A 24,506-nucleotide genomic window follows, 5' to 3' on the forward strand; every position below is an offset into this window, starting at 1 on the left:
CCTATAGGATTCTTTTTCCGTCAGAAGTTACCAATCTTAAATTAAGTCTATCCAAAATTTATAATCCGATCAATGAAGAAATTCGCTGCAAGCATTCTGATGGTTTGTGGAGCTGTAGGTATTCATGCTCAGACCTCATCCGGAAAAAAAGATTCTTTAGAAGTGCAATCGATTGAAGAAGTGGTCATCACTTCCTCATACGGCACTAAAAAACTGAAAGAAGAAGTTGTAGGTTCCATGGTAACCCTCACCGATAAAGATATCAGTGCCAGCCAGCCATTTGAAAGTATCGATAAAATGATTGCCGGACTGGCGCCCGGAGTTCAGATTGTCAATAACACGGAACTGGGAAAACCGGTGAGTATTAATATCAGGGGACTGGGTTCGCTGGCACCTCTTAACGGGAGGCTTGGAACTTCTACACAGCCGCTGATTGTCGTAGACGGAGTCATTATGAGAGAGGATAATCCCTTTGATGTGGCCGGTTTTGATGGCGCGAGTACAGCCGAAGTGAATATTAATCCGCTCGCGAGATTCAATTCTGATAATATTGAGAGTATCAGCATTCTTAAAGATGCAGCAGCTGTTGCTCTTTACGGGGCAGAATCAGCCAACGGCGTGATCCTCATTACCACAAAAAAAGGGAAGAAAGGAAAGCCTCAGTTTTCGCTGATGAGTCAGTACGGGATTTCACAAAGCATCAATAAAATCAAATATTTAAGCGGTCAGCAGTATGCCCGGCTGTATAAAGATTTCCAGAATAATAACAAACCAGGATCGGGAACAGACTGGAATGGAGTGGATGTGGACTGGTTTGAACTGATGAACGGAAACGGAGACTTCTTCCGCACTAATTTTACGGCCAGCGGAGGAGGAAAATATCTCACCTATCGTGTAGGTCTGGACTATTCCAACAATAATGAATCGAAGATCATGAATTCACTGGAAAAAAAAGAAATTGATGCTTCAGTCGGGTTTAATAATAAAAAATGGCAGATCAATCTGTATGCTGCTTATAACAATTTCAGTAAAATACAGCCAAATACCTATTTTAATTTTATTCTCGCACCGGACAGGGCGGCTTATGATGAGAATGGCAATTATGCATTATCAGGAAATAATGGTATTCCGAACCCTTTGGCTGCAGCAAACCAAAATCGGGTCAATGTAAAAAACAATTCTCTGATTTCAAGTTTGAATGTAAGCTATGAAATTATCAAAGGCTTGAAAATAAGCAGCTTATTTGGAGCTGACCTTTCTAAAAAAGAAAATATAGACTTTAGGTCAGGTCTTAACCAAAGCGGAATCGCCAATAATATTTTGGGAAGAAGCAGGCTGAACGCCTCAGACGGACAAAAATGGAACTGGAGCTCGCACCTGATGTATGAAAAAAACTTTGGGGAGAAACATCACCTTGATGCATTAATCGGAATGGAGCTGAGACAGAACAAAGATTTTAAAGAATCAGAAAGCGGGACGAATTTCGAAAATTATGCCGAATACCAGCAGCCATGGAGAGGAAGCAATTACACGTATAAAAGCCTTACATTACAGGATAACGGACGAAGTTTTTTTTCCCAGCTGAATTATGATTACCACAAAAAATATTTCCTATCGGGAAGCATAAGACGGGATGAAAGTTCGGCCTTTGGCCCTGATACCAATGCTGCGGTAAACGGAGGAATAGGAGCATCCTGGCTTATTTCCCAGGAAAACTTCCTGAAAAAAAATTCTGTTTTAAGCTTTTTGAGGCTGCGGGCATCCTGGGGAATCACCGGTAATTCCAGAATCGGAAGTTATCGTTCATCCGGCATATACACCTATTTTCAAAGCGGATTTACTTATGATTTTGACTATGCCTATCCGGAATCTTCTTCACCGCCTAACCGTATGCTTTCGTGGGAGAAAAATGAAAAATTGAATCTGGGACTTGACTTTGCCCTGTTTAAAAAACTTGAATTTACCATAGAAGCCTACCGGAATACGGTTTCTGATATGATTGTAAGCCGGGAAGTTCCCGTGGAAACCGGCTACGGATCTGCTGAGATCAACGGTGCGGCCATGTATAATCAGGGGATTGAAATATCAATGAGAGGAAATTGGATGACAAAACCAAATTTTAAATGGATAACAAGCTTTAATATCTCTACGGTAAAAAATAAAGTTACCGATCTTCTGGGTCTGGAAGATAAATTTTCTACAGCAGCCATAGCCAGGGCCCAGAAAATAGGAGCCCCAACTTCTGCCATCTGGGGATATCAGTGGCTGGGAATTAATGCGGAAAACGGACAGGATATTTTCATGGTCAACGACGTTCCTACCGATGCCAATCAATTTACGGCCAATGCTTCTACGTATACCATTATCGGTGATTCGCAACCTAAGGCAATCGGAGGACTAAGCAACAGCATACGCTACAAAAATCTCAGCCTTTCCTTTCTTATTAATTTTGAGCTGGGTGGCGACGTGCTGGTCGCCGGAGAACTTATCGATCAGTATAATATTCTTTCCAACAGAAATATGAGCGTCAATGCTTTGGATTACTGGACAGGTACGGGTGATGCATCTGCTGTCAATCATATTCCTAAAAGCAACGCCAAAATTATTGCCAACAGCACAAAGCATCTTTATGATAATACACACGTAAAGCTTCAGAATATCAATCTGAATTATCAGCTCCCATTACACAAGATTAAAAACAGCTTTGTGAAAAGTGCCAGTATTTTTGCGGACTGCACCAACGTCTTATACTGGTATAAGGAAAAATCTCCCGCCGGAAGAAACGGGATCAGGGAATTCAGGTATTTATATCCTGAAATGAGAACCTTCAGCTTTGGCTTTAAATTCAACTTTTAAATCGTAACATCATGAAAAAAATAATATTCGCCTCTTTTTTGCTGGTTTCAGCCACGTCATGCCGTGATTTTCTGACCAATGAACCTATAGAGCAAATTTCGATTACAGATCAGCTTTCCCATAAAACAGGGATGCTGCAGGCTTTGAACGGAGCCTATTATCAGTTGAGAAGCACTTACCATTCAGAACTTACCTATCCTTACGGAGATCTGCTAGCCGGAAATATTAAATTTTCACCTTCTAGCACGGGCGTTGTGAGTATCCCCGCGAAGATAAGGGCAGTTTATAATTTCGACGATCTTCAGACAGGCAGCAATATTGCAACGTTCTATACAGGAAATTACCAACTCATTAATAATGTAAATTTAATTTTACAATATGCTGATGCTCTTCCTGACGCCACAATGGAAGAAATAAGTGAGATAAAAGCAGAAGCATTGGCGATACGGGCGTTTGCCCACTTCCAGCTTTGTAAATATTATGCCCAGAATTACACTTTCACTCCTGATGCCTCTCATCCGGGAATTGTGTACAATACGGCACCCCTGAAAGTCGGGATCGATTATCCCGCAAGAAAAACAGCTGCTGAAACCTTTACTTTACTTCAGAAAGATATTGATGAGGCCTTAGCTTTAATTCAGTCCGGCCATGCCATTCCGGCGGGGAACACCAAAAATTTCATCAGTCCTGCTGCCGTAAAAACCATCGCCGCGGAAATCGCCTTATATAAAAATGACTGGCAAAAAGCCTTTGAATACAGCACCGATGTTATTGATCATTCAGGGATCCCGCTTACTGCCCAAAACCAGCTTGTCAGCAATTGGGGAACTGCTGAGTCGATCTGGGAACTTGCCAATACGGATGATAATGATTCTCCTCTTTCGAAAATCTATACCTATGTCGTATCGACGACCAGTACACAGACCTGGCCTGCGTATGTTGCCTCTGATGATATTTATAATCTGTACTCAGAAAATGATCTCAGAAAAAAACTTTTCGATACCTATACTTTAAAAACGGCCGGCAGTTCTGTAAATCCTCCGTACCGTTTTACAAAAAAACATAACGGAACAACCTCAAATTTAATATACCGGCTGTCCCTGTTGTATTTTATCCGTGCCGAGTCGGCCCTGCATTTAGGAAACTCTGCAAAGGCACTGAATGATATCAATACAATCAGAAACAGGGCAGGGCTTGCCTCATTATCCTCTGTTTCGCAGGATATCCTTCTGGAAGAAAAAAGAAAGGAATTTGCCTTTGAGAATCAGTACTTTTTTGATCTGATGAGAAATCATAAAAATATTGTAAGAAACAACGGGTGCCTTTCGGGCAACTGCAATCCCACCTATCCGAACAATAAATTCGCAGCACCCATTCCCCAGGCGGCCACGAATGTAAACAGTAATATCGTACAGAATCCCGGGTACTGACCTTATCACCGCCTGTTTATATTTCAGGAGGTTTTTTAGAATATTTTAAATGTAATACTTATTTTTGCTGAAATTCGCCGGAAATGAAGAATGCTTTAAGCTGGATTTTAATTTTATTTCTCACCGTATCCCTTTTGAACAATTGCTTCAGCAGTAAGGTTCAGAGAGAGATCAATCAGAAAACCTCTTTTATTGCAAAGCTGAGGAAGATTTATTCTTCCGGAGATTCTTCGCAATGGCCGGCACCTTTATTGGACGAAGAAGCAAAGCCCTATTTTTCTGAGATCGGGCATCTCCCGGAAGTACCGTTTCCTGCCGATAATCCTTATTCTGCTGATAAATCATTTTTGGGAAAAACATTGTTCTATGATCCCCGCCTGTCGGGTTCCAATCAGATTGCCTGCGCTTCATGCCATGATCCTGAGTTGGCGTGGTGTGACAACAGAACTTTATCCTTCGGTCACGACCGGCAGCTGGGAACAAGAAATGCCATGAGCATCCTGAACATTGCCTACGCCCAATCTCTGTTCTGGGACGGACGCGCCGGATCTCTGGAAGAGCAGGCCCAGATGCCGATTCAGGATAAAAAGGAAATGAGCGGGCATATCGATATTGCCGCCGGAAAAATTGCCAAAATCAAAGGTTACGAACTGTTATTTGTAAAAGCTTTCGGAGATAAAACCGTGACCAAGGACAGGATTGCCAAAGCAATTGCCACCTTCGAAAGAACGGTGAAAAGTCCTCCAAGCAGATTTGATCTGTTTATTGACGGGAAAACAGATGCTTTTTCCGATAACGAAGTAATGGGTCTCCATCTTTTCCGGACCAAAGCCAATTGTATCAACTGTCATAATTCAGGATATTTTTCCAATAACAGGTTCGAAAATATAGGAACGGCTCTGCTAGGATCAAAACATGAAGATTTAGGAAGATATCTGGTAACAAATAAACCTGAAGATGCCGGAAAGTTTCGGGTACCCAGCCTCAGAGAAGTGACGAGAACAGGACCATGGATGCACAACGGATCCTTCATGCCGCTTGCAGATGTCATCCATTTTTACAATAAGGGAAATCCGGAGCCGCCGCAAAAGAAATCCACCGTGTACCAAGGCGTAACACTGCATTCGGAAAAATCTCAGATATTGAGGCTGTTGGATCTTACAGACGAAGAAATTTCCCAGCTGGAAGCTTTTTTGGGAACTTTATCGACGAGAACCCAAAGGATTACGCCTCCTGAATTACCAGAATAAAAGTCAGCAGTAAGGATCGATAATGTATGGTAAAGAACGGAAGAATTTTGCTGCTGTTTCAATATAAAAATCGATCAGCAGAGATCCTGACAACCTTTTCAAATTGGACCGATTCTGAACGCTTTAAAGTCCGGTGATTTATCAATAGACATTTTCCCGGAATCTGTTCCGTTATTGAGACAGGATGACATGCAAACTATTTTCACGCAAATTCTGTTATTTTAAAATTTCAAGCAGAATACTGAAGAAAAGCTAACTAATAGATTATTTACGGTTTTCCGTAAGGAAGAACGTCCTGTTTTAAATAATATTGCATAATTTCGCATCCGAAAACTAATTGTAAAACTATGGAAACTGTATTAATCATTGTACTGATTGGTCTTGTCATCTTTGCATTCACCAAGATCAGCAAATTAAAGAAAAACCTGGTTCAGAAGGACGTTCAGATCACCGGTCTGAATCAGGAAATAGGAAGACTGAATTCTGAAAACCTTACCTTACATTCGGACAGAAGATCCCTGAGTGATAAAAATCAACGCTTAAGAAGTGAAGTCTCCAATCTCCAGATGGATAAAAGATCGCTGGATAGCCAAATGGCAGCACTGAAAGATAAAAATACCGAATTGCAAAAATACCAGGATATTATTGATGTAAAGGTAGAGTGTGAGTATCTTCTCCAAAAAGCGCAGAGACAAAGCCTGAAACTCACCGAAAAGGCAGAACTTGAGCTTGCCGGTGCAAAAGAACAGTCTAAAGAATCCCGCAGAATGAGCCGTGAGTATACCGAGAAAAAGCAGCGCGAAATTGAGTTACTGTACGAAAACGCAGTAAAAGAAGCAAAACGGATTATACAAAATGCAGAAAATAACGCCGAAAATATTGCCGGAGATGCCTACAGAAGCATACGTGAGGCCGGTGAAATGGCAGAGAGAATAAAAGCCATGCAAAATGTGATCAAGGGATATGGCAACGAATACCTTGTTCCGAGCTATACCTTATTGGATAAACTGGCCGAAGATTTCAGTCATAAGGAGGCCGGCGAGAATCTTAAGAAACTTCGTCAGAATAATAAAATGATGATCATCAGCAGACAGGCCGGAATCTGTGAATATATGGATGATGAAAGGAGAATTACGGCGGTGGATTTTGTGATTGATGCTTACAACGGTAAAATTGATTCTATTCTGTCTACGGTTAAAAAAGACAATTTCGGAATTTTAAAACAAAAAATGGAAGATGCCTTCCGGTTGGTTAATTTCAATGGCAAGGCTTTCAGAAATGCGCGGATATCCGATGTATATCACCAGGCGAGACTCGAAGAACTGAAATGGGCGGTCATAGCGCAGGAACTGAAAGCTCAGGAGCAGGAAGAACAGCGACAGATAAGAGAGCAGATCAGGGAAGAGGAAAAAGCCAGAAAAGAGTTCGAAAAGGCAATGAAGGAAGCCGAAAAAGAAGAGCAGACTTTAAAAAGATTAATTGAAAAGGCAGAATCCCAGGTGGCCAGGGCTAATGAGGAACAAAAGTTACTTTTCCAACAGAAACTGGAAGAACTGCAAAATAAGCTTGAACAGACGGAGGAAAAGAACCAGCGTGCCGTTTCTATGGCCCAGCAGACCAAGACGGGTAATGTGTATGTTATTTCGAACATCGGTTCTTTTGGAGAAAATGTATATAAAATAGGAATGACCAGACGTCTGGATCCGTTGGACCGTGTCCGGGAATTGGGAGACGCAAGTGTGCCTTTTGAATTTGATGTTCATGCAATGATCTATTCCGAAGATGCGCCTGCTCTGGAAAGGCAGATCCATAAACAGTTTTTAAAGAAACAGGTAAATAAATGCAATCCCAGAAAAGAATTTTTTAAGCTCGGCTTAAATGATGTCAGGGCCTATCTGGACTCAATGGATATCAGCTGCAAATGGACTATGGTGGCAGAAGCAAGGCAGTATAATGAGACCCTGAAACTGGAAGAAGAGATGCGGACCGATAAACAGCGTGAAGCCGAATGGGAACACTATCAGGAAGTGGCAGACCCGGTAGATCATGAAGAAGTACTGGAAGAATTGCAATAAAAATCAGCTCCGGATCAGTTTCCGGAGTTTTTTGTTTACCATTAATAAAAAATTATCCATGAACTGATTTTGCAAAAACATTCTTAAGAGTCGCAGGGTTCTTTTCATGACAGAGAGCGTAAAATAATCGTTGCATGAATTATATTTCTTGATTTTCATTAATTCTTATCTATCGGGTAAAACTACAGTCTTAGCGATAAAATTGGTGATTTTATTTATTAATCAACCCGGTTTTTATCCCTGAAATGAAACTTTTAGAGATGATTGATAAAATAATTTGTAAGGTTTTCTTATCATATTTTAATTCAAAAAAATATTTTAATTTTTATATAATTTTTATTTTCTTAAAGATCTCTTTCTTAAATATTTCTATCCTGTATATCATAATTTTAATGATAAGCTTATCATATGCAATAGGGTATTCTTATCATCATAAATAGATATGTAAACTGTTGATAAGCAGCGGATCATTATAGTTTTATTTTTTTTATTCAGTCGATTTTTTATATTTGCTAGATCACGTAAATATTAAAATACAATGGTTCCGGATTTTATTCATACTTATGTTTCCGTCGATTGTGTCGTTTTTGGCTTTGACCATGAAAACAGACTCAACATATTGCTGGTGCAGCGTTACCTGGACGATGTTCCTACGGAACGCCAAAGAAGACTGCCGGGCAGTTTAATACTCAGTGATGAAGATGTAGATGATGCGGCGCAAAGGGTACTTCATGAGCTTACAGGCATTAAAAAAATGATTCTTAAGCAGTTCAAATGCTTTGCAGACCCTTTACGGGCCAGCAGTAAGGATGATATGAAATGGATGGAAAAGGAATATAAACAGCATATTGACAGGATCATTACCGTCGCTTATCTTTCTCTATGTAAAATTGATCACAAGATCAACTGTACGAAATACGATACAGTAGACTGGTATCCGATCGATGAGGTTCCGTTGCTTCCGTTTGATCATAATAAAATTATCAGCGAATCTTTAAGTGAGATCAGAAAATGGATAGAATCTGACTTCTCCATTATTTTTGAACTCCTGCCAAAAAGATTTACGATAAGACAATTATATCAGCTGTACAATGCTTTAAGTAAAAAAAGAATCGATATCAAAAACTTTCACAAGAAGATTTCATCCTTCAGCTATATTATCCCGCTGGAAGAAACACAAACCAATGTTTCGCATCGCGCAGCCAGATATTACCGCTTTGATGCTAAAATTTTTAAGAAAAACAATACTAAACTAATAAAATAATACCGTATTAACTATGTACCTACTTGGATATGACATCGGCAGTTCTTCCGTAAAAGTATGTCTCATTGAGGCCTCCAGTGGAAAGATCATTGCATCGGACTTTTCACCGAAAAAAGAGATGAAAATCACTGCCGTGAGTCCCGGTTGGGCAGAACAGAATCCGGAAGACTGGTGGACCCATCTTAAGCTGGCACACGAAGCGGTGATTCAAAAATCCGGAATTCATCCGGATGACATTAAAGCAATCGGAATCACGTGGCAGATGCACGGACTGATTCTGACAGATAAAAATCAGAACCTGCTGAGACCTGCGATTATCTGGTGTGACAGCCGTGCTGTTCCGTATGGTGAAAAAGCTTTCAGGGAAATCGGGGAAGAAAAATGTTTATCACACCTTTTAAACTCACCGGGTAATTTCACGGCTTCAAAACTTGCCTGGGTAAAGGAAAATGAACCTGAGATTTTCGATAAAATCGATAAAATAATGCTTCCGGGAGATTATATCGCGATGAAACTTTCGGGTGAGATCGGAATCACCATCGAAGGCCTGTCTGAAGGAATTTTCTGGGATTTTAAAAATAACGGTATCTCTGAAGACATTATTAATTATTACGGAATACCCAAAAGTTTTTTTCCTGACATCATTCCTACTTTCGGAATCCAGGCCACGGTTTCTGCCAGGACGTCACACGAATTAGGGTTAAAAGAAGGAACACCCATTTCTTACAGAGCAGGTGATCAGCCGAATAATGCACTGTCATTAAATGTGTTTAATCCAGGCGAAATTGCCTCTACAGCAGGAACATCAGGAGTGGTATACGGAATTCTGGATCAGCTTGAATATGACCCATTATCAAGAGTAAACACATTTGCTCATGTAAATCATACCCCGGAGGAAACCCGGCTAGGTGTTTTACTCTGCATCAACGGAACAGGAATTTTAAACTCGTGGATGAAGCATAATCTGGCAACGTCACTGTTATCTTACGGAGATATGAATGATCTGGCTTCCCTTTCTCCAATAGGCTCGAAAGGTTTGAGCATTATCCCATTCGGAAACGGGGCAGAAAGAGTTCTGGAAAATAAAGATACCAGCTGTTCGATCCACGGCATCAATTTCAATATTCACTCAAAAGGAGATATTCTGCGTGCTGCGCAGGAGGGAATTGTATTCTCTTATGAATACGGAATGAATATCATGCGGGATATCGGTATGGATATTCAGGTGATCCGCGCAGGAAATACCAATATGTTTTTGAGTCCTGTTTTTCGCCAGTCGCTTGCCAGTGTCAGCAATGCGGTGATTGAGCTTTACGATACGGACGGAGCAGTAGGCGCGGCACGGGCCGCAGGAATGGGAATAGGATATTATGCAGATTCTGAAGAAGCTTTTTCGTCCCTTGAAAAAATAGCTGTCATCGAGCCTGAACGCGAAAACAGAGAACTCTATTTAGAAGCATACTCCAGGTGGACCAAGCATCTTAACGAAATAATATAATCCACCCCGGACCGGAGTTCCACTACACTTAAAAATCCCTAATAATCTTTAATCAACGCACACCAAAAGATCAATCATCTGCGCCATATGCAAAAATCCGCGCGACATTTTTAAATGTACAGATCTGTCAACTAACCGGATTCAAAAAAAACTGAGGCAACTCATTCTTCGTGATTTAAAAAAGAAAAGTTGCCTCAGTACTAACTGTACGTAAAATTTTAACTCCGATATAATACGGAAATATATGAATCTCTTAGTTTTAGTTAAGAGTAACTATTTTATTGAAGACATTACCCATTTCCTCAACGGTGATAACATATCTGTCGGATGTTTTGGGATTAAGATCAAAAGTCATCTCGAGCGCTCCGTCTGCAGCTGTTTTAGTAGCACTGTAATAAACATTTCCTGAAAAGTCGGACACTGAAATCGTTGCGCTGTTTTTAAGACCTGAAAGATGAAGTTTTGCCTTATTCCCTGCAATGGTGTATTCAGGTTTAAAAATTTCGGCAAAAGGAGTTTTTTCGATCTCTACCGTATTGGTATTGCTTATATTTATTTTATATTTCTCTATTTTCTGGTCAGATTCTGCCACCAGATAATACGTCCCTGAATTCAGGTCTTTCAGGTCATATGATTTTGTGACATTATTTTCTTTCTCCAGTTTTTCAGAAAATAATTCTCCGTAGGTATCATTGTAGATGACCAGGGATATATTCTGTGCATTCAGCACTTCAAAACTTATCGTTTTTGCTTCCGTATTTTTAAAAGAAAGAGAAAAATCTTTATCCTTACTCATCAGGCTTGCTGATGTACAAAGGAATCCTATAAGAAAAGCAGATTTTAGCAATGCGTTCATAATAATAAGTTTTATACTGCAAATGTATAATAGAAGATCTTCGTAGTCTACAATACAATTTTCATATTTATGTTCTATGTTAACCTTTAAATTATTTTATTTAATATTAATTGTTAATTTTGCACAGATTAATAAAAGTAGCTTATGAAACATTCTAATCCCGCCTTTGAAGCGGTAAAGCCCAATATCGGAAGCAGCTTTACGAGTCTCAGGTTCTTAAGGAATGAAAATATTAAATCTCATGTATGGCATTATCATCCTGAGGTCGAACTGATATTTGTCTGCGGAGGTTCAGGAAAAAGGCAGATCGGGAGCAATATTTCTTATTTTACAGAAGGAGATCTCGTTATGATGGGAAGCAATCTTCCGCATTGCGGGATGACCAATGAAAATACGAATAACGACTATGAGATGGTGATTCAGTTTAAACCTGACTTTTTAGGAGAATTTGTCTGGGAGCTGCCGGAGTTGCATAGGATTGCCCAATTACTGGAAAGGTCAAAAGCAGGGATTGTTTTTGGTGAAAATGTAAAGAAAACCGTTGGGACACTTGTTGTGGAAATGCACGAATCTTCTTCACTGCAAAGACTCGTCAGGTTTTTGGAAATACTGGATATCTTAGCATCCACTCAGGATTACAGGATTCTGAATGCCGGTAAGTACTATCTTCAGACCCAGGTTGAAGATAATGAGAGGATCAACCATATCTTTAATTATGTAAAAGATCATTTTAGAGAACAGATTACCCTCGAAGAAATTGCTGAACTGGCCAATATGAAGGTACCGTCTTTCTGTCGTTATTTCAAAAAAATAACCAACAAGACATTTACTCAGTTTGTGAACGAATACCGGATTACCCATTCGTTAAAATTATTGGCAGAAAAGCCGCTGAGCATCACAGAAGTCTGTTTTGAGTCAGGTTTTAATAATTTCAGCTATTTTAATAAAACATTCAAGGAGTATATTCATAAAAGTCCTTCGCAGTATAGAAAAGAGTTTCATCATTTTATGGAATAGGTTTTGAGTGGTAACGGTCTGAGAATAATAATGGAGAAGTGATATGGTTTAACGGTCATAAAAAAGATTAAAAAACCATGGTAAAACTGAAATTTAAAAATGAATTCAGTAGTTTTATCCCTGAAATCTCCTGACAGATTTATTTTTTACAACAGTATATGGAAGATATTAAATTAATTGTAACTGATATGGACGGAACTTTTCTGAATTCTTCGCACGAAGTAAGTCCGGAATTTCCTGAAATTTATGAAGAACTGAAAAGAAGAAATATTTTATTTGTTCCTGCCAGTGGAAGGCAGATGCTGGGGATTACAAAATATTTTGGTGAAATAGAAAATGAAATGGCATTCATCGCTGAAAACGGCGGCTACGTCATTTATAAGAATAAAGAGCTGTTTGCCGATAAATTGGAACAGAAGCATATGAATGAAATCATTACGGCTGTCCGGGGTATTTCAGGAGCTGCCCTTGTGTTGTCAGGTAAAAAGAAGGCCTACGTGGAAACCGGTAATCAGGATTTTATCGATTATATCTCACAGTTTTATACCAGTAATGAAAGACGGGAAGATCTTACACAGGCTGTCGATGACAGTATATTCAAAGTTGCCGTTTACCATCCTGAAGGCTCCGAAAAATATGTATATCCGGTCCTGAAAGAATTTGAAAAATATGGTCTTGAGATTGTGGTATCCGGACAGTACTGGCTGGATGTTATGAATAAAAACATCAACAAAGGCAATGCTTTGGAAAAGTTACAGAAGGCCCTGGATATTACCCCTCAGCAGACCATGGCTTTTGGAGATTATATGAATGATATTGAGATGCTGGAAAACTCCAAATATTCATACGCCATGAAAAATGCACATCCGTCTGTAAAGAAGGCGGCAAGCTTCGAAGCTTGTACCAATGATAATTTCGGGGTACTGAAAATTATTAAGGATTACTTAAATATCAGATGAAAAATTTCGGGCGAGACAAAGTCTCGCCCGAAATCTATTATGCACTATAGGTGTATATTTTAAAATTATAAGGTATTACAGATATTCCCTCCCAGGGTTGCTCCTGCATTTGCCGTGACATCTGCCTTTACAGAAGATACAGACAGCGCAGGAATTGAATAAGGCGGGGTGAAAGCAGTGCCGCTTCCTGAAGTATTTCCGGTGGTATTGATAAAACTGTTCCCTGTAACGGTAACGGCAGTATATCCGCTCATTAAGTTTACCGGCTCTTTTACATTTTCAAAAACATTTCTGTCAACAAGAATATTAGCCTGAACTCCGGCAGCAATACATTTATTGCTTACAGTGCTGTTAAAATAGCTGTTTAGGATATGAATTTTTCCAAATCTTACCCTTGGCATACGTTCTCTGCAGCCCGGTGCCCACCAGCAACGGACAAAGGTTACATTTAATTTTCCGGCGTCAGCAGTAGCTCCGTCGCTGGAGCCGATAAGATTGGAGAATCTATGGTCATCCGTTCCACCCGATCCGCCGGGTTTTGGCGTTTTTAAGTAGTGGAATTTTGTATAGGACACGGTGATGTAATCAGACTTGTTTTTAATGTCAAAATTTCCGTCAACACCATCCCTGAATTCACAATGGTCGATCCATACATTTCTGCAGTCATCGAGGATGGCGTTATCCCAACCGTCCGTATCATACGCACCCGGGCCTTCAAAAATCAGGTTCCTGATAATGATGTTATTGCATCTTTTGATATTAATAATTCCCGATCCACTTGCGGTCTGATCCGTAGAAACCAGTTTGGCGCCACTCGCTCCATACACGGTTTTTCCTGTCTGGTCCTGCAGACTGAGTCGGGTGGTAATCGTAATGGTCCCGGATATTTTAATGACCTTTACAGCAGTATTTTCAAGTGCTGCTTTCAGTTGGATGTACGTGGTAACCGTAGTTTCTGCAGAAGTTCCGCCTCCTGTAGTCCCGCCATTCTGTGAAGCCCAGCCCGGTGCGAGACAATTGCCCAGGGGAATAATATCTCCGGCAGCTTCATTGCCTGCATCTGTGGAAGATCCGGCTATCTCAGTTTTTAAATCTTCGGAGCTGCAGCCTGATAAGGCTAATGCTGCGCTGAATACTGCTGTAGACAGCATCATTTTAATGTTGATTTTCATAGTAAATTAATTTTGTTAATGGATGAGGTTAATAACTAGTGCATGATATTCTTATTAGTTGTTTAATGATATACGTGATTGTATTTTTTTAAATTGATAAACGAATGTATTAATAATTTTTCATATTAAATCAATTTATGTTGAATTAATTTTTAATTCAACCGATTGCGTAATATTAAATTGATTAAATCATACTGTTTTTACTGCTTATTGAGTAATACTATCAGGTTACTATGGAAATGATGGGATAGGGTGGCACGCAAAAAAAGACTGTCAAAAATGACAGCCTCGGAAAAAATACTTATATTGTAGTTATGTCGCTAAGATTCAGCATTCACCAACCCGTAATGGGCAGGTACCGGCTCTTTGCCGAACAGGCATGAAAAAATATTCTGAAATTCATGGATGTATTTGCATCGTATTGAATTACCGTAAATTTTTAATCCTTCGACAATTTTTCTTGAACTCAAATCAATATCATACTTGATGAAATTTTCAGGTCTCTCATAACGGATTCTCTGTTCTGAGCTGTAAGTTCTTGAAAAACCAAATTTTTCGAGCCATTCTTCTGTGATCTGTATTGGGGTGATGGCTCCTGCAGGTACAGAAACACTGTGGATGTCATTTTCGATTTTAACAAAATAATCTTTTTCATTATTCTGGAATATTTCAGTAATGGTAAAAATCTGATTTTTATATTCCACTAAATTTTTAATCTTTAGATCGGCAACGTTCATAATATCTTGTGTTAAGGTTATTAATGTAAAGAGTGATTGATAATTGAACACTTGCAAATACTATGCCTTACGCATAAATAAATTTAACTGTTATGTTAATTATTGTGTTGATTTTTAAAATACATAAATATTTTTAATAAAATATATATTAAAATTCCCGTGCTTGGGAGTTTTGGTGTTTGTTTTGCAGTATTGGGTGTGGTACTTTCGAGTATTTATTTTTTCAATTGTTGAGATAGGGTATGAATTAGTTTCATGACAGATCATCATATCCCATAAAATTATTATCAGACATAAACCGCAGATCATTACTCCAGATGTTACAGTAAGCGATCATCTTGTCAAAGTATTACATCACCGCAAACTCATACAACTGCTTGATTGTACAAATCAAAATTCTTATCATTGTACTTTCAAAATTTTTACACAATATGATTGAAAATTTTCCTTTCTACTTATCACTCATTGTTGCCATTATCCTGCTCATCATGCTGGCTGATAAAATTAAGGTGGCATATCCGGTCTTGCTTGTACTGGCAGGATTACTGATAAGTTTTATTCCCGGAATTCCTGTCGTCCGGATAGACCCGGAGCTTATTTTTATCATATTTCTGCCGCCTTTACTCTATGAAGCCGCCTGGGCGATCTCATGGAAAGAGTTGTGGAAGTGGCGGCGTATTGTAGGAAGTTTTGCTTTTGTGGTCGTCTTTCTCACAGCGGTTTCCGTAGCTGTGGTAGCCAATTATTTTATCCCCGGATTTTCTCTTGCGCTCGGGTTTCTGTTAGGCGGTATCGTTTCTCCTCCGGATGCGGTAAGCGCAAACGCCATTTTAAAGTTTGTGAAAGTTCCCAAAAGCATGTCTTCCATTTTGGAGGGAGAAAGTTTGTTAAATGATGCATCCTCTCTGATTATTTTCAGATTTGCCATGATTGCAGTGGCTACCGGACAGTTTATCTGGTATGAAGCGGCATTTAGTTTTTCATGGATGGTCATCGGCGGAGTCGGGATTGGCCTTCTGATAGGATGGCTGTTTATGAAAGGTCAGAAATATCTTCCTACAGATGCCAATATGGATACCATCCTGACCATTGTGGCCCCGTATGTCATGTATATGGCTGCGGAAGGAGTACACAGTTCCGGAGTTTTAGCGGTAGTAAGCGGAGGTTTGCTATTGTCGAATAACAGGCATTCATTTTTAAGTACTTCCTCACGCATACGCGGAGTGAATGTCTGGGAAAGCCTCACTTTTGTACTGAATGGTCTGGTGTTCGTACTCATCGGTCTTGATCTTCCCGAAATTACTTCGGGTTTAGAGGGCGTGAGCCTTTCTTCTGCCATCGGATACGGATTGCTGGTAACGGCAGTTTTAATTGTTGTCAGAATTTTATCTGCTTACGGCGCAGTACTTGTCACTCTTATCGCCCGGAATTATATTCCTGTTGCGGATAGCAGAAATCCCGGATTTAAAGCACCACTTGTCATTGGCTGGACCGGAATGCGAGGGGTAGTTTCTCTGGCGGCAGCCCTATCTATTCCCACACAGATTTATGCAGGAGGTCCCGCTTTTCCTCAGCGAAACCTGATTTTATTCATCACTTTTATTGTGATCCTGACTACTCTGCTGGTGCAGGGACTGACGCTTCCTTACTTAATTAAAAAAATAAATATATCCTCTTTTGATGATCATATTCCTGATGACAAAGTGAATGAACTGCTGAAAAGAGAAATGGCGAAATTCACGCTCGGACACATCGCAGATAATTATGAAGAAGTATTCCGGAAAAGTCCTTTTCTTCAGCAGGTTCATGAAAAATGGCGGGGAAAGACAGGAGCAACTGAAGATATCAGGATATCTAAGGAGATCAGGAAGGTTTATCTTGAGATTTTAAATGAGCAGCGACGGTGGCTTATCGCGAAGAACAGTGAGAAAAACCACCACTATGATGAGCATACCATCCGGAAACATCTGTTGCAGATTGACCTGGAAGAAGAACGAATACGGCTGATGCATTAATTCATAAGAAATGCAAAGCTTAATTGTCAGTTTTTTCCGGCTATTATTTTTCACTTCTTTAAATATGTATTGCTTATCGGTTCGTTCATTCAGTTTAAAATGGACGGTGGGATACGATGAGAACCTTTAGTGAACAATCAATTAAATTCATTATGAATTATTATTAAGACCTGTCGTATAGCAGACTGCGGCAGGATCCTTTTTTTGATCTGAAAAATTGCCTCATTTCCGACAATAGCTGGCCATCTGTTGATTACATGCTTTTGTAGCAGATAAAATGTAAAAGAAGAGATGAATACTCCGTTTCTAACAGGATCCGAAAAAAAACGCTTTATTAAAGTTGATGAATAATTCTGTTGATGCAGAAAGCTTCCGTATCAAAGTGTGTCAGGTTAATAAAGTAGGGCCGGAAAAATACTTATATACCCTCATTATTTAGTTCCACCTGTAACGTGTCCGGTTACGGATACCAAGATCCAAAAGTGGACGCTGCCTGTAAAAGGGCTGATTTTTATTAAAGACCTTTATAAAAGAATGTGGTTCGGGACTTATCATCGGGATGATATCAAAAATAATATTGAATTTGGACTTTCAGTTAGATTTTATAAATCAGAATGATAGGTATACCTGATTTGTTTTTTTGTCGCTTTTGTATAATTTTGCGGCCTGATATAAAACATGATTTATGAAAAAAAATGTACTTTCCCTTATGGTAGCTGCTACAGTGCTGACTGCCAGACTCACCGCTCAGGTAGGAATCAATACCGCTAATCCACAGGGCGTATTTTCCGTGGACGGTGCCAAGGATAATCCTTTAACGGCTGTTGCGACGGCCGCGCAACAGCTCAATGACTTTTCAGTGACTCCGGCCGGAAATGTGGGAATAGGGAATGTGGCCCCTGCCGCCAGACTCGATATCGTAGGCGATACTTTCGGCATTAAAAAAAGCCAGGGCATCGGGAGCTGGGATAATTTCTGGATCGACCTTTCCGATTCCCAGGCGCCGGCGATTAATGCTTCCGGAGCAGACACGGGATTACAGTTCAAAGTAGGAGCCAATGCTACCGGAACTTATGGTAACGGGCAGACCCTGACAACGGTAGCTACGATGACTCCTGCCGGAAACATTGGTATAGGGGTCACGGCACCGGCTGACCGGCTCGACGTGAACGGTAGAGCCCGGGTCAGGACCATAAGCCCGGTGACCGACAATACGACAGTGAATCCAGCCTATACCGATGCTAACGGCGTTTTGGTTAAAACGAGTGCCGGGGAAACTTTTGGTAGTGTCGTGTCAAATCAATCTGCTTCTATCGCCAGTGGGGCTACCGGTACCTTAATCTCCGGTTTGCCGGATGGGGGAATCTACAAAGCTGTAGTCATTGTAGGTGATGGATGTGCTAATACCGCGATAGGAGAATTTTTGGTGATTTGTAATGCTTCAGGTGACTATTTTGCTATCAGAGGAGTTACCGGACTTTTAAGCAGCAGTGCCCTGCCTCCATCGTTTACAGAAACGAACAAAACAACCACCGGGGTAACCTGGTCCGGAAAGATTTTGTGTCAGGATGGTGGCCTTCCCACAGCATTAGACTACACTTTAACGATGCCTAGCGCATCTACGATCAACATCACCAATGACGGAAACGTTGCCCGCTCTTACAGAATCGTCCTTACAAAATATAATTGATCGGTTATTCCCTTATCTGGAATTAGAATTCTGAATACAACGAAAACAGTAGATTTCAATATTCAGGGTCGGAAGCATTCATCTTCCGGCCTTTTTTATTTAATTTCACCCGTAATGTGCCGGATTCCAATACTGCAATGATTCCAAAAACCAGGTAATGTCTGCGAAAGTTTATAGCATGAAATTGGAATAACAGCATTTAAAATCCGCTGATGCATGAGAAGTCTTGTCGGTTCAGCCAGGCTGACTTTATTAGAGACGTTTATATGAGAATACGATTTGGAATTTATTACTGAATCAGAAAAATAATATTTGAATTCGGATTTCCAGTTAGATTTTATAAATCAGAACGATAGGTATACCTGATTTGTTTTTTTGTCGCTTTTGTATAATTTTGCGGCCTGATATAAAACATGATCTATGAAAAAAAATGTACTTTCCCTTATGGTAGCTGCGACACTACTGACTGCCAGACTTACCGCCCAGGTAGGAATCAATACCGCTAATCCACAGGGCGTATTTTCCGTGGACGGCGCCAAAGATAATCCCGCTACAGGTACTCCAACCGCTACGCAACAGCTTAATGACTTTTCGGTGACCCCGGCCGGAAATGTGGGAATAGGGAATGTGGCCCCTGCCGCCAGACTCGATATCGTAGGCGATACTTTCGGGATCAAAAAAAGTCAGGGTAGCGGAAGCTGGGATAATTTCTGGATCAATCTTTCCGATTCCCAGGCGCCAGCGATCATTGCTTCCGGAGCAGACGCGGGATTACAGTTCAAAGTGGGAGTTAATACGACAGGAACCTATGGTAACGGGCAGACCTTAACAACGGTGGCTACGATGACTCCTGCCGGAAACGTCGGTATAGGGGTAGCGGCACCCACTGACCGGCTTGACGTGAATGGTAAAGTCCGCGTCAGAACCATTAGCCCGGTCACCGATAATACAACGGTGAATCCAGTCTATACCGATACTAACGGCGTTTTGGTTAAAACGAGTGCCGGGGAAACTTTTGGAAGTGTCGTTTCAAATCAATCTGCCTCTATTGCAAGTGGGGCTACCGGCACCTTGATTTCCGGTCTGCCAAACAGGGGAATTTACAAAGCCGTGATTATCGTAGGTGACGGATGTGCTCATACCACGATAGGAGAATTTAGGGTGATCTGCAATGCTTTTAATGGCTATTTCGGGATCAGAGGAGTTACCGGGCTTTTGAGCAGCAGTGATACTAAAGCACCATCATTTACAGAAACTAATAAAGCAACCACCGGGGTTACCTGGCCCGGGAATATTTTGTGTCAGGATGGCGGCGACAGTACTGCATTAGACTATACTTTAACAATGCCTAATGCCTCGACGATTAATATTACCAATAACGGAAATGTTCCCCGCTCCTACAGAATTATCCTTACAAAATACAATTAATCCCGGTATTTCCCCTATTTAGAAAGAATTCTGAATACAGCGGAAACAGTAGACTTCAATATTCAGGGTCGGAAGAATTCATCTTCCGGCCTTTTTTATTTGATCTTACCAGTAACCTTCCGGATTTGAATAATACCATGATTCAAAAAAGAGAGGGCGGAAGTATCTGTGAAAGATTGTGGCAAATTTAGAATAACAGCATTAAAAACCCGCTGACGATATAATAAATCTGGTCCGTTCAGCCAGGCTGATTTCATTAAAAAACGTTTTGGGAGAAAAATATTCGTAAGTTGCAACCTATTATTGTAAAAAATTAACTTAAGGAAGTTTTTATGAATCAGCATCATAGTTAGTTTGAATTTGTGTTTTTTGTTAGACTTAAGTAACTTTGTGGCTTAATATAAAACATTATTTATGAAAAAAAACGCATTTATCCTTGTGGCGGCTGCGACACTGATGATCGGCAGAGTGACCGCTCAGGTAGGAATTAATACTGCTAACCCGCAGGGCGTATTTTCCGTGGACGGCGCCAAAGATAATCCCGCAACTGGTACTCCAACCGCTACGCAACAGCTCAATGACTTTTCAGTAACTGCAACCGGAAATGTAGGAATAGGAAATGTAGCCCCTGCCGCCAAGCTCGATATCGTAGGCGATACTTTCGGAATTAAAAGGAGCCAGGGCAGCGGAAGCTGGGATAATTTCTGGATCGACCTTTCCGCTCCCGAAACACCGGCTGTCAATGCTTCCGGTGCAGACAACGGATTACAGTTTAAAGTAGGAGCCAATGCTACCGGGACTTACGGTAACGGGCAGACCCTGACAACGGTGGCTACGATGACTCCTGCCGGGAATATGGGGATCGGAACTGCCGCTCCGGCTGCGAAGCTGCATGTAGAGGGTATTGAATCCCGATTCAGTTCAGGGACATCCCGCTGGGCGCTGGCACCCACGACAGGGGGAACCTCGGGTTCGTCCAATTCCTTTGAAATTATTGATCGCATCCAAAATGTAAGAAGAATGGTATTTAATGATAACGGAGACGTATCATTAGGAGGGGGTATTAGTGATAATTCATCCGCGGGGGTTGTTTCTATCAGAAGCGGAAATGTAGGAATAGGTACCGCATCACCCAGTGAAAAGCTTGATGTGGACGGTAAAATCCGGGTAAGGACCATAAGCCCGGTGTCACATAATACTGCTGTCAGTCCAGCTTATACCGATGCTAACGGGGTATTCGTTAAAACGAGCGCTGAGTCATTTGGCACTATCGTTTCAAATCAATCTGCTTCTGTCTCGAGTGGGGCTACCGGCACATTGATTTCCGGTTTGCCGAATGGGGGAATTTACAAAGCTGTAGTGACCGTAGGTGATGGATGTAGTAACACTAGCATTGCTGAGTTTATGGTGGCTACTGACTCTTTTAATGGTAATTATGGCGTTAAAGGACTAGATGGATTTATAACGGCCATTGGTACTAAAGCTCCATCGTTTACAGAAACGAATAGTACAACCACAGGAGTAGCCTGGACCGGAAAGCCTGGGTGTAATGATGGTGTCAATTCTACCGGATTTAACTATACTTTAGCGATGCCTAATGCCTCTACAATTAATATTACCAATAACGGAAATGTTTCCCGCTCCTACAGAATCATTCTTACAAAATATTATTAATCCCGGTATTTCCCCTATTTAGAAAGAATTCTGAATACACCGGAAACAGTAGACTCAATATTCAGGGTCGGAAGAATTCATCTTCCGGCTCTTTTTATTTAATCTTACCAATAACCTTCCGGATTTGAATAATGCCATGATTCAAAAAAGAGAGGGCGGAAGTATCTGTGAAAGATTGTGGCAAATTTGGAATAACAGTATTAAAAATCCGCTGACGATATAATAAATCTGGTCAGTTCAGCCAGGCTGATTTCATTAAAAAACGTTTTTTAAAGAAAAAAATTCGCAAGGTGTAGTCTATTATTGTAAAAAATTAACTTAAGTAAGTTTTTATGAATCAGCATTATAGTTAGTTTGAATTTGTATTTTTTGTTAGATTTAAATAACTTTGTGGCTTAATATAAAACATTATTTATGAAAAAAAACGCACTTATCCTTGTGGCGGCTGCGACACTGATGACCGGCAAAATGACTGCACAGGTAGGAATTAATACTGCTAACCCGCAGGGCGCATTTTCCGTGGACGGCGCCAAAGATAATCCCGCAACAGGTACTCCAACCGCTACGCAACAGCTCAATGACTTTTCAGTAACCGCAACCGGAAATGTAGGAATAGGAAACGTAGCCCCTGCCGCCAGGCTCGATATCGTAGGGGATACTTTCGGGATCAAAAGAAGCCAGGGCAGCGGAAGCTGGGATAATTTCTGGATTGACCTTTCCGATTCCCAGGCGCCGGCTGTCAATGCTTCCGGTGCAGACAACGGATTACAGTTTAAAGTAGGAGCCAATGCTACCGGGACTTACGGTAACGGGCAGACCCTGACAACGGTAGCTACGATGACTCCTGCCGGGAATGTGGGGATCGGAACTACCGCTCCGGCTGCGAAGCTGCATGTAGAGGGTGGTGAATCCCGATTCAGTTCAGGGACATCCCGCTGGGCGCTGGCACCCACGACAGGGGGAACCTCCGGATCATCCAATTCCTTTGAAATTATTGATCGTATCCAAAATGTAAGAAGAATGGTATTTAATGATAACGGAGACGTATCATTAGGAGGGGGTATTGGTGATAATTCTTCCGCGGGGGTTGTTTCTGTCAGAAGCGGGAATGTGGGAATAAATACGGGAGCACCCAGTGAAAAGCTTGACGTGGACGGTAAAGCACGGGTAAGGACCATGAGTCCGGCTCCCGGGACAACAGTGGTCAATCCTGTTTATTCTGATCCTACTGGTGTGCTGGTTAAAGCTTCTAACTCTACTTATGGGAGTTTGATTGCCAATACAACGGCTTCCATTGCAAGCGGGGCTACCGGTACCTTGATAACCAATTTGTCAGATGAGGCTATCTATAAAGCCACCGTTACAGTTTATAACGGCTGTGTCGATGCTAGTGTTGCAGAGTTTTATATCATGAATTTCCACGGAAACGCGCATTATTCAATTAATGGCTTAGGTGGTAGTGTAGCTGGTGCGTCCACATTAAAATCGCCTACCATCACCAATAATAGTAAATCAAGTGTTTCTGTAACATGGGATGGAGCTTTGGGATGTCAGGATGGAGGCAATAAGACTGAATTCAACTATACTTTGACCATGTCATCGACTAATACAATTAACATCATAAATAACGGTAATATATCCAGAGCTTATACTGTAGTTCTTACCAGAATGAACTAATATTTCAATATATGATCAGCCTTTAGGGATGATATCCCGGGGTTGAAATAAAATCTAAATATTCAAAAACAAAGCCGGAATCTTTTCCGGTTTTGTTTTAATAATGAAAAACCTCCCAATACTGTCGGGAGGCGAAATAATTGATTCTATGTAAAATGTGATTTATCTCACGTTATTGATGAGTCTCCAGCCACTTCAAACGTCGTTCATCCGGAAGGTGCTTTACTTTGAAATGTTCGAAAGCAGCGGTAAAGCCTTTTCCGTCCGGACATGCTGCCATTAAACCTACCATCACCGGACTGTTATCCTGTAAATGGGCGTTTCTCATCATGACATAATTTTTATCATCAAAAGAATAGAACAGTTCAACAGCATCCAGTCTTCTGACTGCTTTTATCCAGACTGCAGGAGGCGTTTTGTCTAAGGTGATCACACTCCAGTCGCTTGTCGTATGGGTGACCACGGTGCTCAGATTATACTTCCCGTCCACAAATTCAATTCCTGCCTTGATATAATTTTCCTTGTCAATTCTCAGCATCAGGCCCGCCTGATCAAATCGGGCCTTATAATCCCCCGATATTTTTACCTTTGCTTCAAATTCTCCTCCGTAGGTAGTGTAATAAAAAGGGGCATCATCAACGGTAAAACCATAGTGTGAGATTCTCCAGTAATCACTTTGAGGCGTTACCGCCATGGAGATCCTGCTGTTTTTGATTTCCCACTTTTCGGGTTCATTAAACCATATCATTTTTTCCAGCGTCTGTGCAAAGGCGTTTTGCGTAAGGAAAAAGAGAAAACAACTTAAAATAATTCTTTTCATTCTGTAATTGACTTTCGATTAAGGATAACTGATTGCAAATCGTTATTTTTGCAAAATTATAATTAAACAGATAGTCTGTCAATACTTA

The 24,506-nt window shown here is 40.8% G+C and carries 17 protein-coding genes; 13 read left to right on the plus strand and 4 right to left on the minus strand.

The window, feature by feature from the left end:
* The first annotated feature begins 72 nt into the window (after nt 1-72).
* The 6 genes from ODZ84_RS00580 (at nt 73) to ODZ84_RS00605 (ending at nt 10,373) form a co-directional block, all read left to right on the plus strand.
* Nucleotides 73-2,856, plus strand: a complete 2,784-nt coding sequence (locus ODZ84_RS00580; protein WP_266175054.1) for a SusC/RagA family TonB-linked outer membrane protein — start codon at nt 73-75, stop codon at nt 2,854-2,856.
* Nucleotides 2,857-2,867: 11 nt separating this feature from the next.
* Nucleotides 2,868-4,286 (plus strand): RagB/SusD family nutrient uptake outer membrane protein, encoded by a 1,419-nt coding sequence (locus ODZ84_RS00585; RefSeq protein ID WP_266175055.1) that lies wholly within the window; start codon nt 2,868-2,870, stop codon nt 4,284-4,286.
* 83 nt (nt 4,287-4,369) lie between these two features.
* Nucleotides 4,370-5,536 (plus strand): cytochrome-c peroxidase, encoded by a 1,167-nt coding sequence (locus ODZ84_RS00590; protein WP_266175056.1) that lies wholly within the window; start codon nt 4,370-4,372, stop codon nt 5,534-5,536.
* Nucleotides 5,537-5,883: 347 nt separating this feature from the next.
* Nucleotides 5,884-7,611, plus strand: coding sequence for a DUF4041 domain-containing protein (locus ODZ84_RS00595; protein ID WP_266175058.1), 1,728 nt, complete (start codon nt 5,884-5,886; stop codon nt 7,609-7,611).
* A gap of 538 nt (nt 7,612-8,149) precedes the next feature.
* Complete coding sequence (locus ODZ84_RS00600; protein WP_266175059.1) at nt 8,150-8,875, plus strand: NUDIX hydrolase; 726 nt, start codon at nt 8,150-8,152, stop codon at nt 8,873-8,875.
* Nucleotides 8,876-8,888: 13 nt separating this feature from the next.
* Complete coding sequence (locus ODZ84_RS00605; RefSeq protein ID WP_266175060.1) at nt 8,889-10,373, plus strand: xylulokinase; 1,485 nt, start codon at nt 8,889-8,891, stop codon at nt 10,371-10,373.
* A gap of 259 nt (nt 10,374-10,632) precedes the next feature.
* On the opposite strand, the gene ODZ84_RS00610 is transcribed toward ODZ84_RS00605, so the two are convergent.
* Entirely contained in the window at nt 10,633-11,229 is a 597-nt protein-coding gene (locus ODZ84_RS00610) for a T9SS type A sorting domain-containing protein (RefSeq protein ID WP_266175061.1), read from the minus strand.
* Between the two features lie 144 nt (nt 11,230-11,373).
* Between ODZ84_RS00610 and ODZ84_RS00615 the strand changes: the two genes are divergently transcribed.
* Together ODZ84_RS00615 and ODZ84_RS00620 are read left to right on the plus strand one after the other, a co-directional pair.
* Nucleotides 11,374-12,246: an AraC family transcriptional regulator gene (locus ODZ84_RS00615; protein WP_266175062.1), complete on the plus strand. Its 873-nt coding sequence runs from the start codon at nt 11,374-11,376 to the stop codon at nt 12,244-12,246.
* Nucleotides 12,247-12,404: 158 nt separating this feature from the next.
* On the plus strand, nt 12,405-13,205 hold the full coding sequence (locus ODZ84_RS00620; RefSeq protein WP_266175063.1) for a Cof-type HAD-IIB family hydrolase: 801 nt from the start codon (nt 12,405-12,407) through the stop codon (nt 13,203-13,205).
* A gap of 65 nt (nt 13,206-13,270) precedes the next feature.
* Here the strand turns inward: ODZ84_RS00620 and ODZ84_RS00625 are convergent, their stop codons facing one another.
* Both ODZ84_RS00625 and ODZ84_RS00630 read right to left on the minus strand, forming a co-directional pair.
* On the minus strand, nt 13,271-14,377 hold the full coding sequence (locus tag ODZ84_RS00625) for a pectate lyase family protein (RefSeq protein ID WP_266175064.1): 1,107 nt from the start codon (nt 14,375-14,377) through the stop codon (nt 13,271-13,273).
* 320 nt (nt 14,378-14,697) lie between these two features.
* Complete coding sequence (locus ODZ84_RS00630; RefSeq protein WP_266175065.1) at nt 14,698-15,114, minus strand: hypothetical protein; 417 nt, start codon at nt 15,112-15,114, stop codon at nt 14,698-14,700.
* Nucleotides 15,115-15,545: 431 nt separating this feature from the next.
* Here ODZ84_RS00630 and ODZ84_RS00635 point away from each other — a divergent pair, with 431 nt between their 5' ends.
* The 5 genes from ODZ84_RS00635 (at nt 15,546) to ODZ84_RS00655 (ending at nt 23,598) form a co-directional block, all read left to right on the plus strand.
* On the plus strand, nt 15,546-17,129 hold the full coding sequence (locus ODZ84_RS00635; RefSeq protein WP_266175066.1) for a Na+/H+ antiporter: 1,584 nt from the start codon (nt 15,546-15,548) through the stop codon (nt 17,127-17,129).
* Nucleotides 17,130-17,814: 685 nt separating this feature from the next.
* Complete coding sequence (locus ODZ84_RS00640; protein ID WP_266175068.1) at nt 17,815-18,819, plus strand: hypothetical protein; 1,005 nt, start codon at nt 17,815-17,817, stop codon at nt 18,817-18,819.
* Between the two features lie 420 nt (nt 18,820-19,239).
* Nucleotides 19,240-20,247: a hypothetical protein gene (locus tag ODZ84_RS00645; protein ID WP_266175069.1), complete on the plus strand. Its 1,008-nt coding sequence runs from the start codon at nt 19,240-19,242 to the stop codon at nt 20,245-20,247.
* 414 nt (nt 20,248-20,661) lie between these two features.
* Complete coding sequence (locus tag ODZ84_RS00650; protein WP_266175071.1) at nt 20,662-21,921, plus strand: hypothetical protein; 1,260 nt, start codon at nt 20,662-20,664, stop codon at nt 21,919-21,921.
* A gap of 414 nt (nt 21,922-22,335) precedes the next feature.
* Nucleotides 22,336-23,598, plus strand: coding sequence for a hypothetical protein (locus tag ODZ84_RS00655; RefSeq protein ID WP_266175072.1), 1,263 nt, complete (start codon nt 22,336-22,338; stop codon nt 23,596-23,598).
* 172 nt (nt 23,599-23,770) lie between these two features.
* Here ODZ84_RS00655 and ODZ84_RS00660 read toward each other — a convergent pair whose 3' ends face one another.
* Nucleotides 23,771-24,418: a DUF1349 domain-containing protein gene (locus ODZ84_RS00660; protein ID WP_266175073.1), complete on the minus strand. Its 648-nt coding sequence runs from the start codon at nt 24,416-24,418 to the stop codon at nt 23,771-23,773.
* Nucleotides 24,419-24,506 lie beyond the last annotated feature (88 nt).

It is taken from the genome of Chryseobacterium fluminis (assembly GCF_026314945.1).
Lineage (GTDB): Bacteria > Bacteroidota > Bacteroidia > Flavobacteriales > Weeksellaceae > Chryseobacterium > Chryseobacterium fluminis.

Excerpts from the sequence above, each read along its gene's own strand:
- ODZ84_RS00580 (WP_266175054.1), top strand. The coding sequence starts at position 73 with ATGAAGAAATTCGCTGCAAGCATTCTGATGGTTTGTGGAGCTGTAGGT.
- ODZ84_RS00585 (WP_266175055.1), top strand. The coding sequence starts at position 2,868 with ATGAAAAAAATAATATTCGCCTCTTTTTTGCTGGTTTCAGCCACGTCA.
- ODZ84_RS00645 (WP_266175069.1), top strand. The coding sequence starts at position 19,240 with ATGAAAAAAAATGTACTTTCCCTTATGGTAGCTGCGACACTACTGACT.
- ODZ84_RS00640 (WP_266175068.1), top strand. The coding sequence starts at position 17,815 with ATGAAAAAAAATGTACTTTCCCTTATGGTAGCTGCTACAGTGCTGACT.
- ODZ84_RS00650 (WP_266175071.1), top strand. The coding sequence starts at position 20,662 with ATGAAAAAAAACGCATTTATCCTTGTGGCGGCTGCGACACTGATGATC.
- ODZ84_RS00605 (WP_266175060.1), top strand. The coding sequence starts at position 8,889 with ATGTACCTACTTGGATATGACATCGGCAGTTCTTCCGTAAAAGTATGT.
- ODZ84_RS00590 (WP_266175056.1), top strand. The coding sequence starts at position 4,370 with ATGAAGAATGCTTTAAGCTGGATTTTAATTTTATTTCTCACCGTATCC.
- ODZ84_RS00660 (WP_266175073.1), bottom strand. The coding sequence starts at position 24,418 with ATGAAAAGAATTATTTTAAGTTGTTTTCTCTTTTTCCTTACGCAAAAC.
- ODZ84_RS00635 (WP_266175066.1), top strand. The coding sequence starts at position 15,546 with ATGATTGAAAATTTTCCTTTCTACTTATCACTCATTGTTGCCATTATC.
- ODZ84_RS00595 (WP_266175058.1), top strand. The coding sequence starts at position 5,884 with ATGGAAACTGTATTAATCATTGTACTGATTGGTCTTGTCATCTTTGCA.
- ODZ84_RS00600 (WP_266175059.1), top strand. The coding sequence starts at position 8,150 with ATGGTTCCGGATTTTATTCATACTTATGTTTCCGTCGATTGTGTCGTT.
- ODZ84_RS00655 (WP_266175072.1), top strand. The coding sequence starts at position 22,336 with ATGAAAAAAAACGCACTTATCCTTGTGGCGGCTGCGACACTGATGACC.
- ODZ84_RS00625 (WP_266175064.1), bottom strand. The coding sequence starts at position 14,377 with ATGAAAATCAACATTAAAATGATGCTGTCTACAGCAGTATTCAGCGCA.
- ODZ84_RS00610 (WP_266175061.1), bottom strand. The coding sequence starts at position 11,229 with ATGAACGCATTGCTAAAATCTGCTTTTCTTATAGGATTCCTTTGTACA.
- ODZ84_RS00630 (WP_266175065.1), bottom strand. The coding sequence starts at position 15,114 with ATGAACGTTGCCGATCTAAAGATTAAAAATTTAGTGGAATATAAAAAT.
- ODZ84_RS00615 (WP_266175062.1), top strand. The coding sequence starts at position 11,374 with ATGAAACATTCTAATCCCGCCTTTGAAGCGGTAAAGCCCAATATCGGA.
- ODZ84_RS00620 (WP_266175063.1), top strand. The coding sequence starts at position 12,405 with ATGGAAGATATTAAATTAATTGTAACTGATATGGACGGAACTTTTCTG.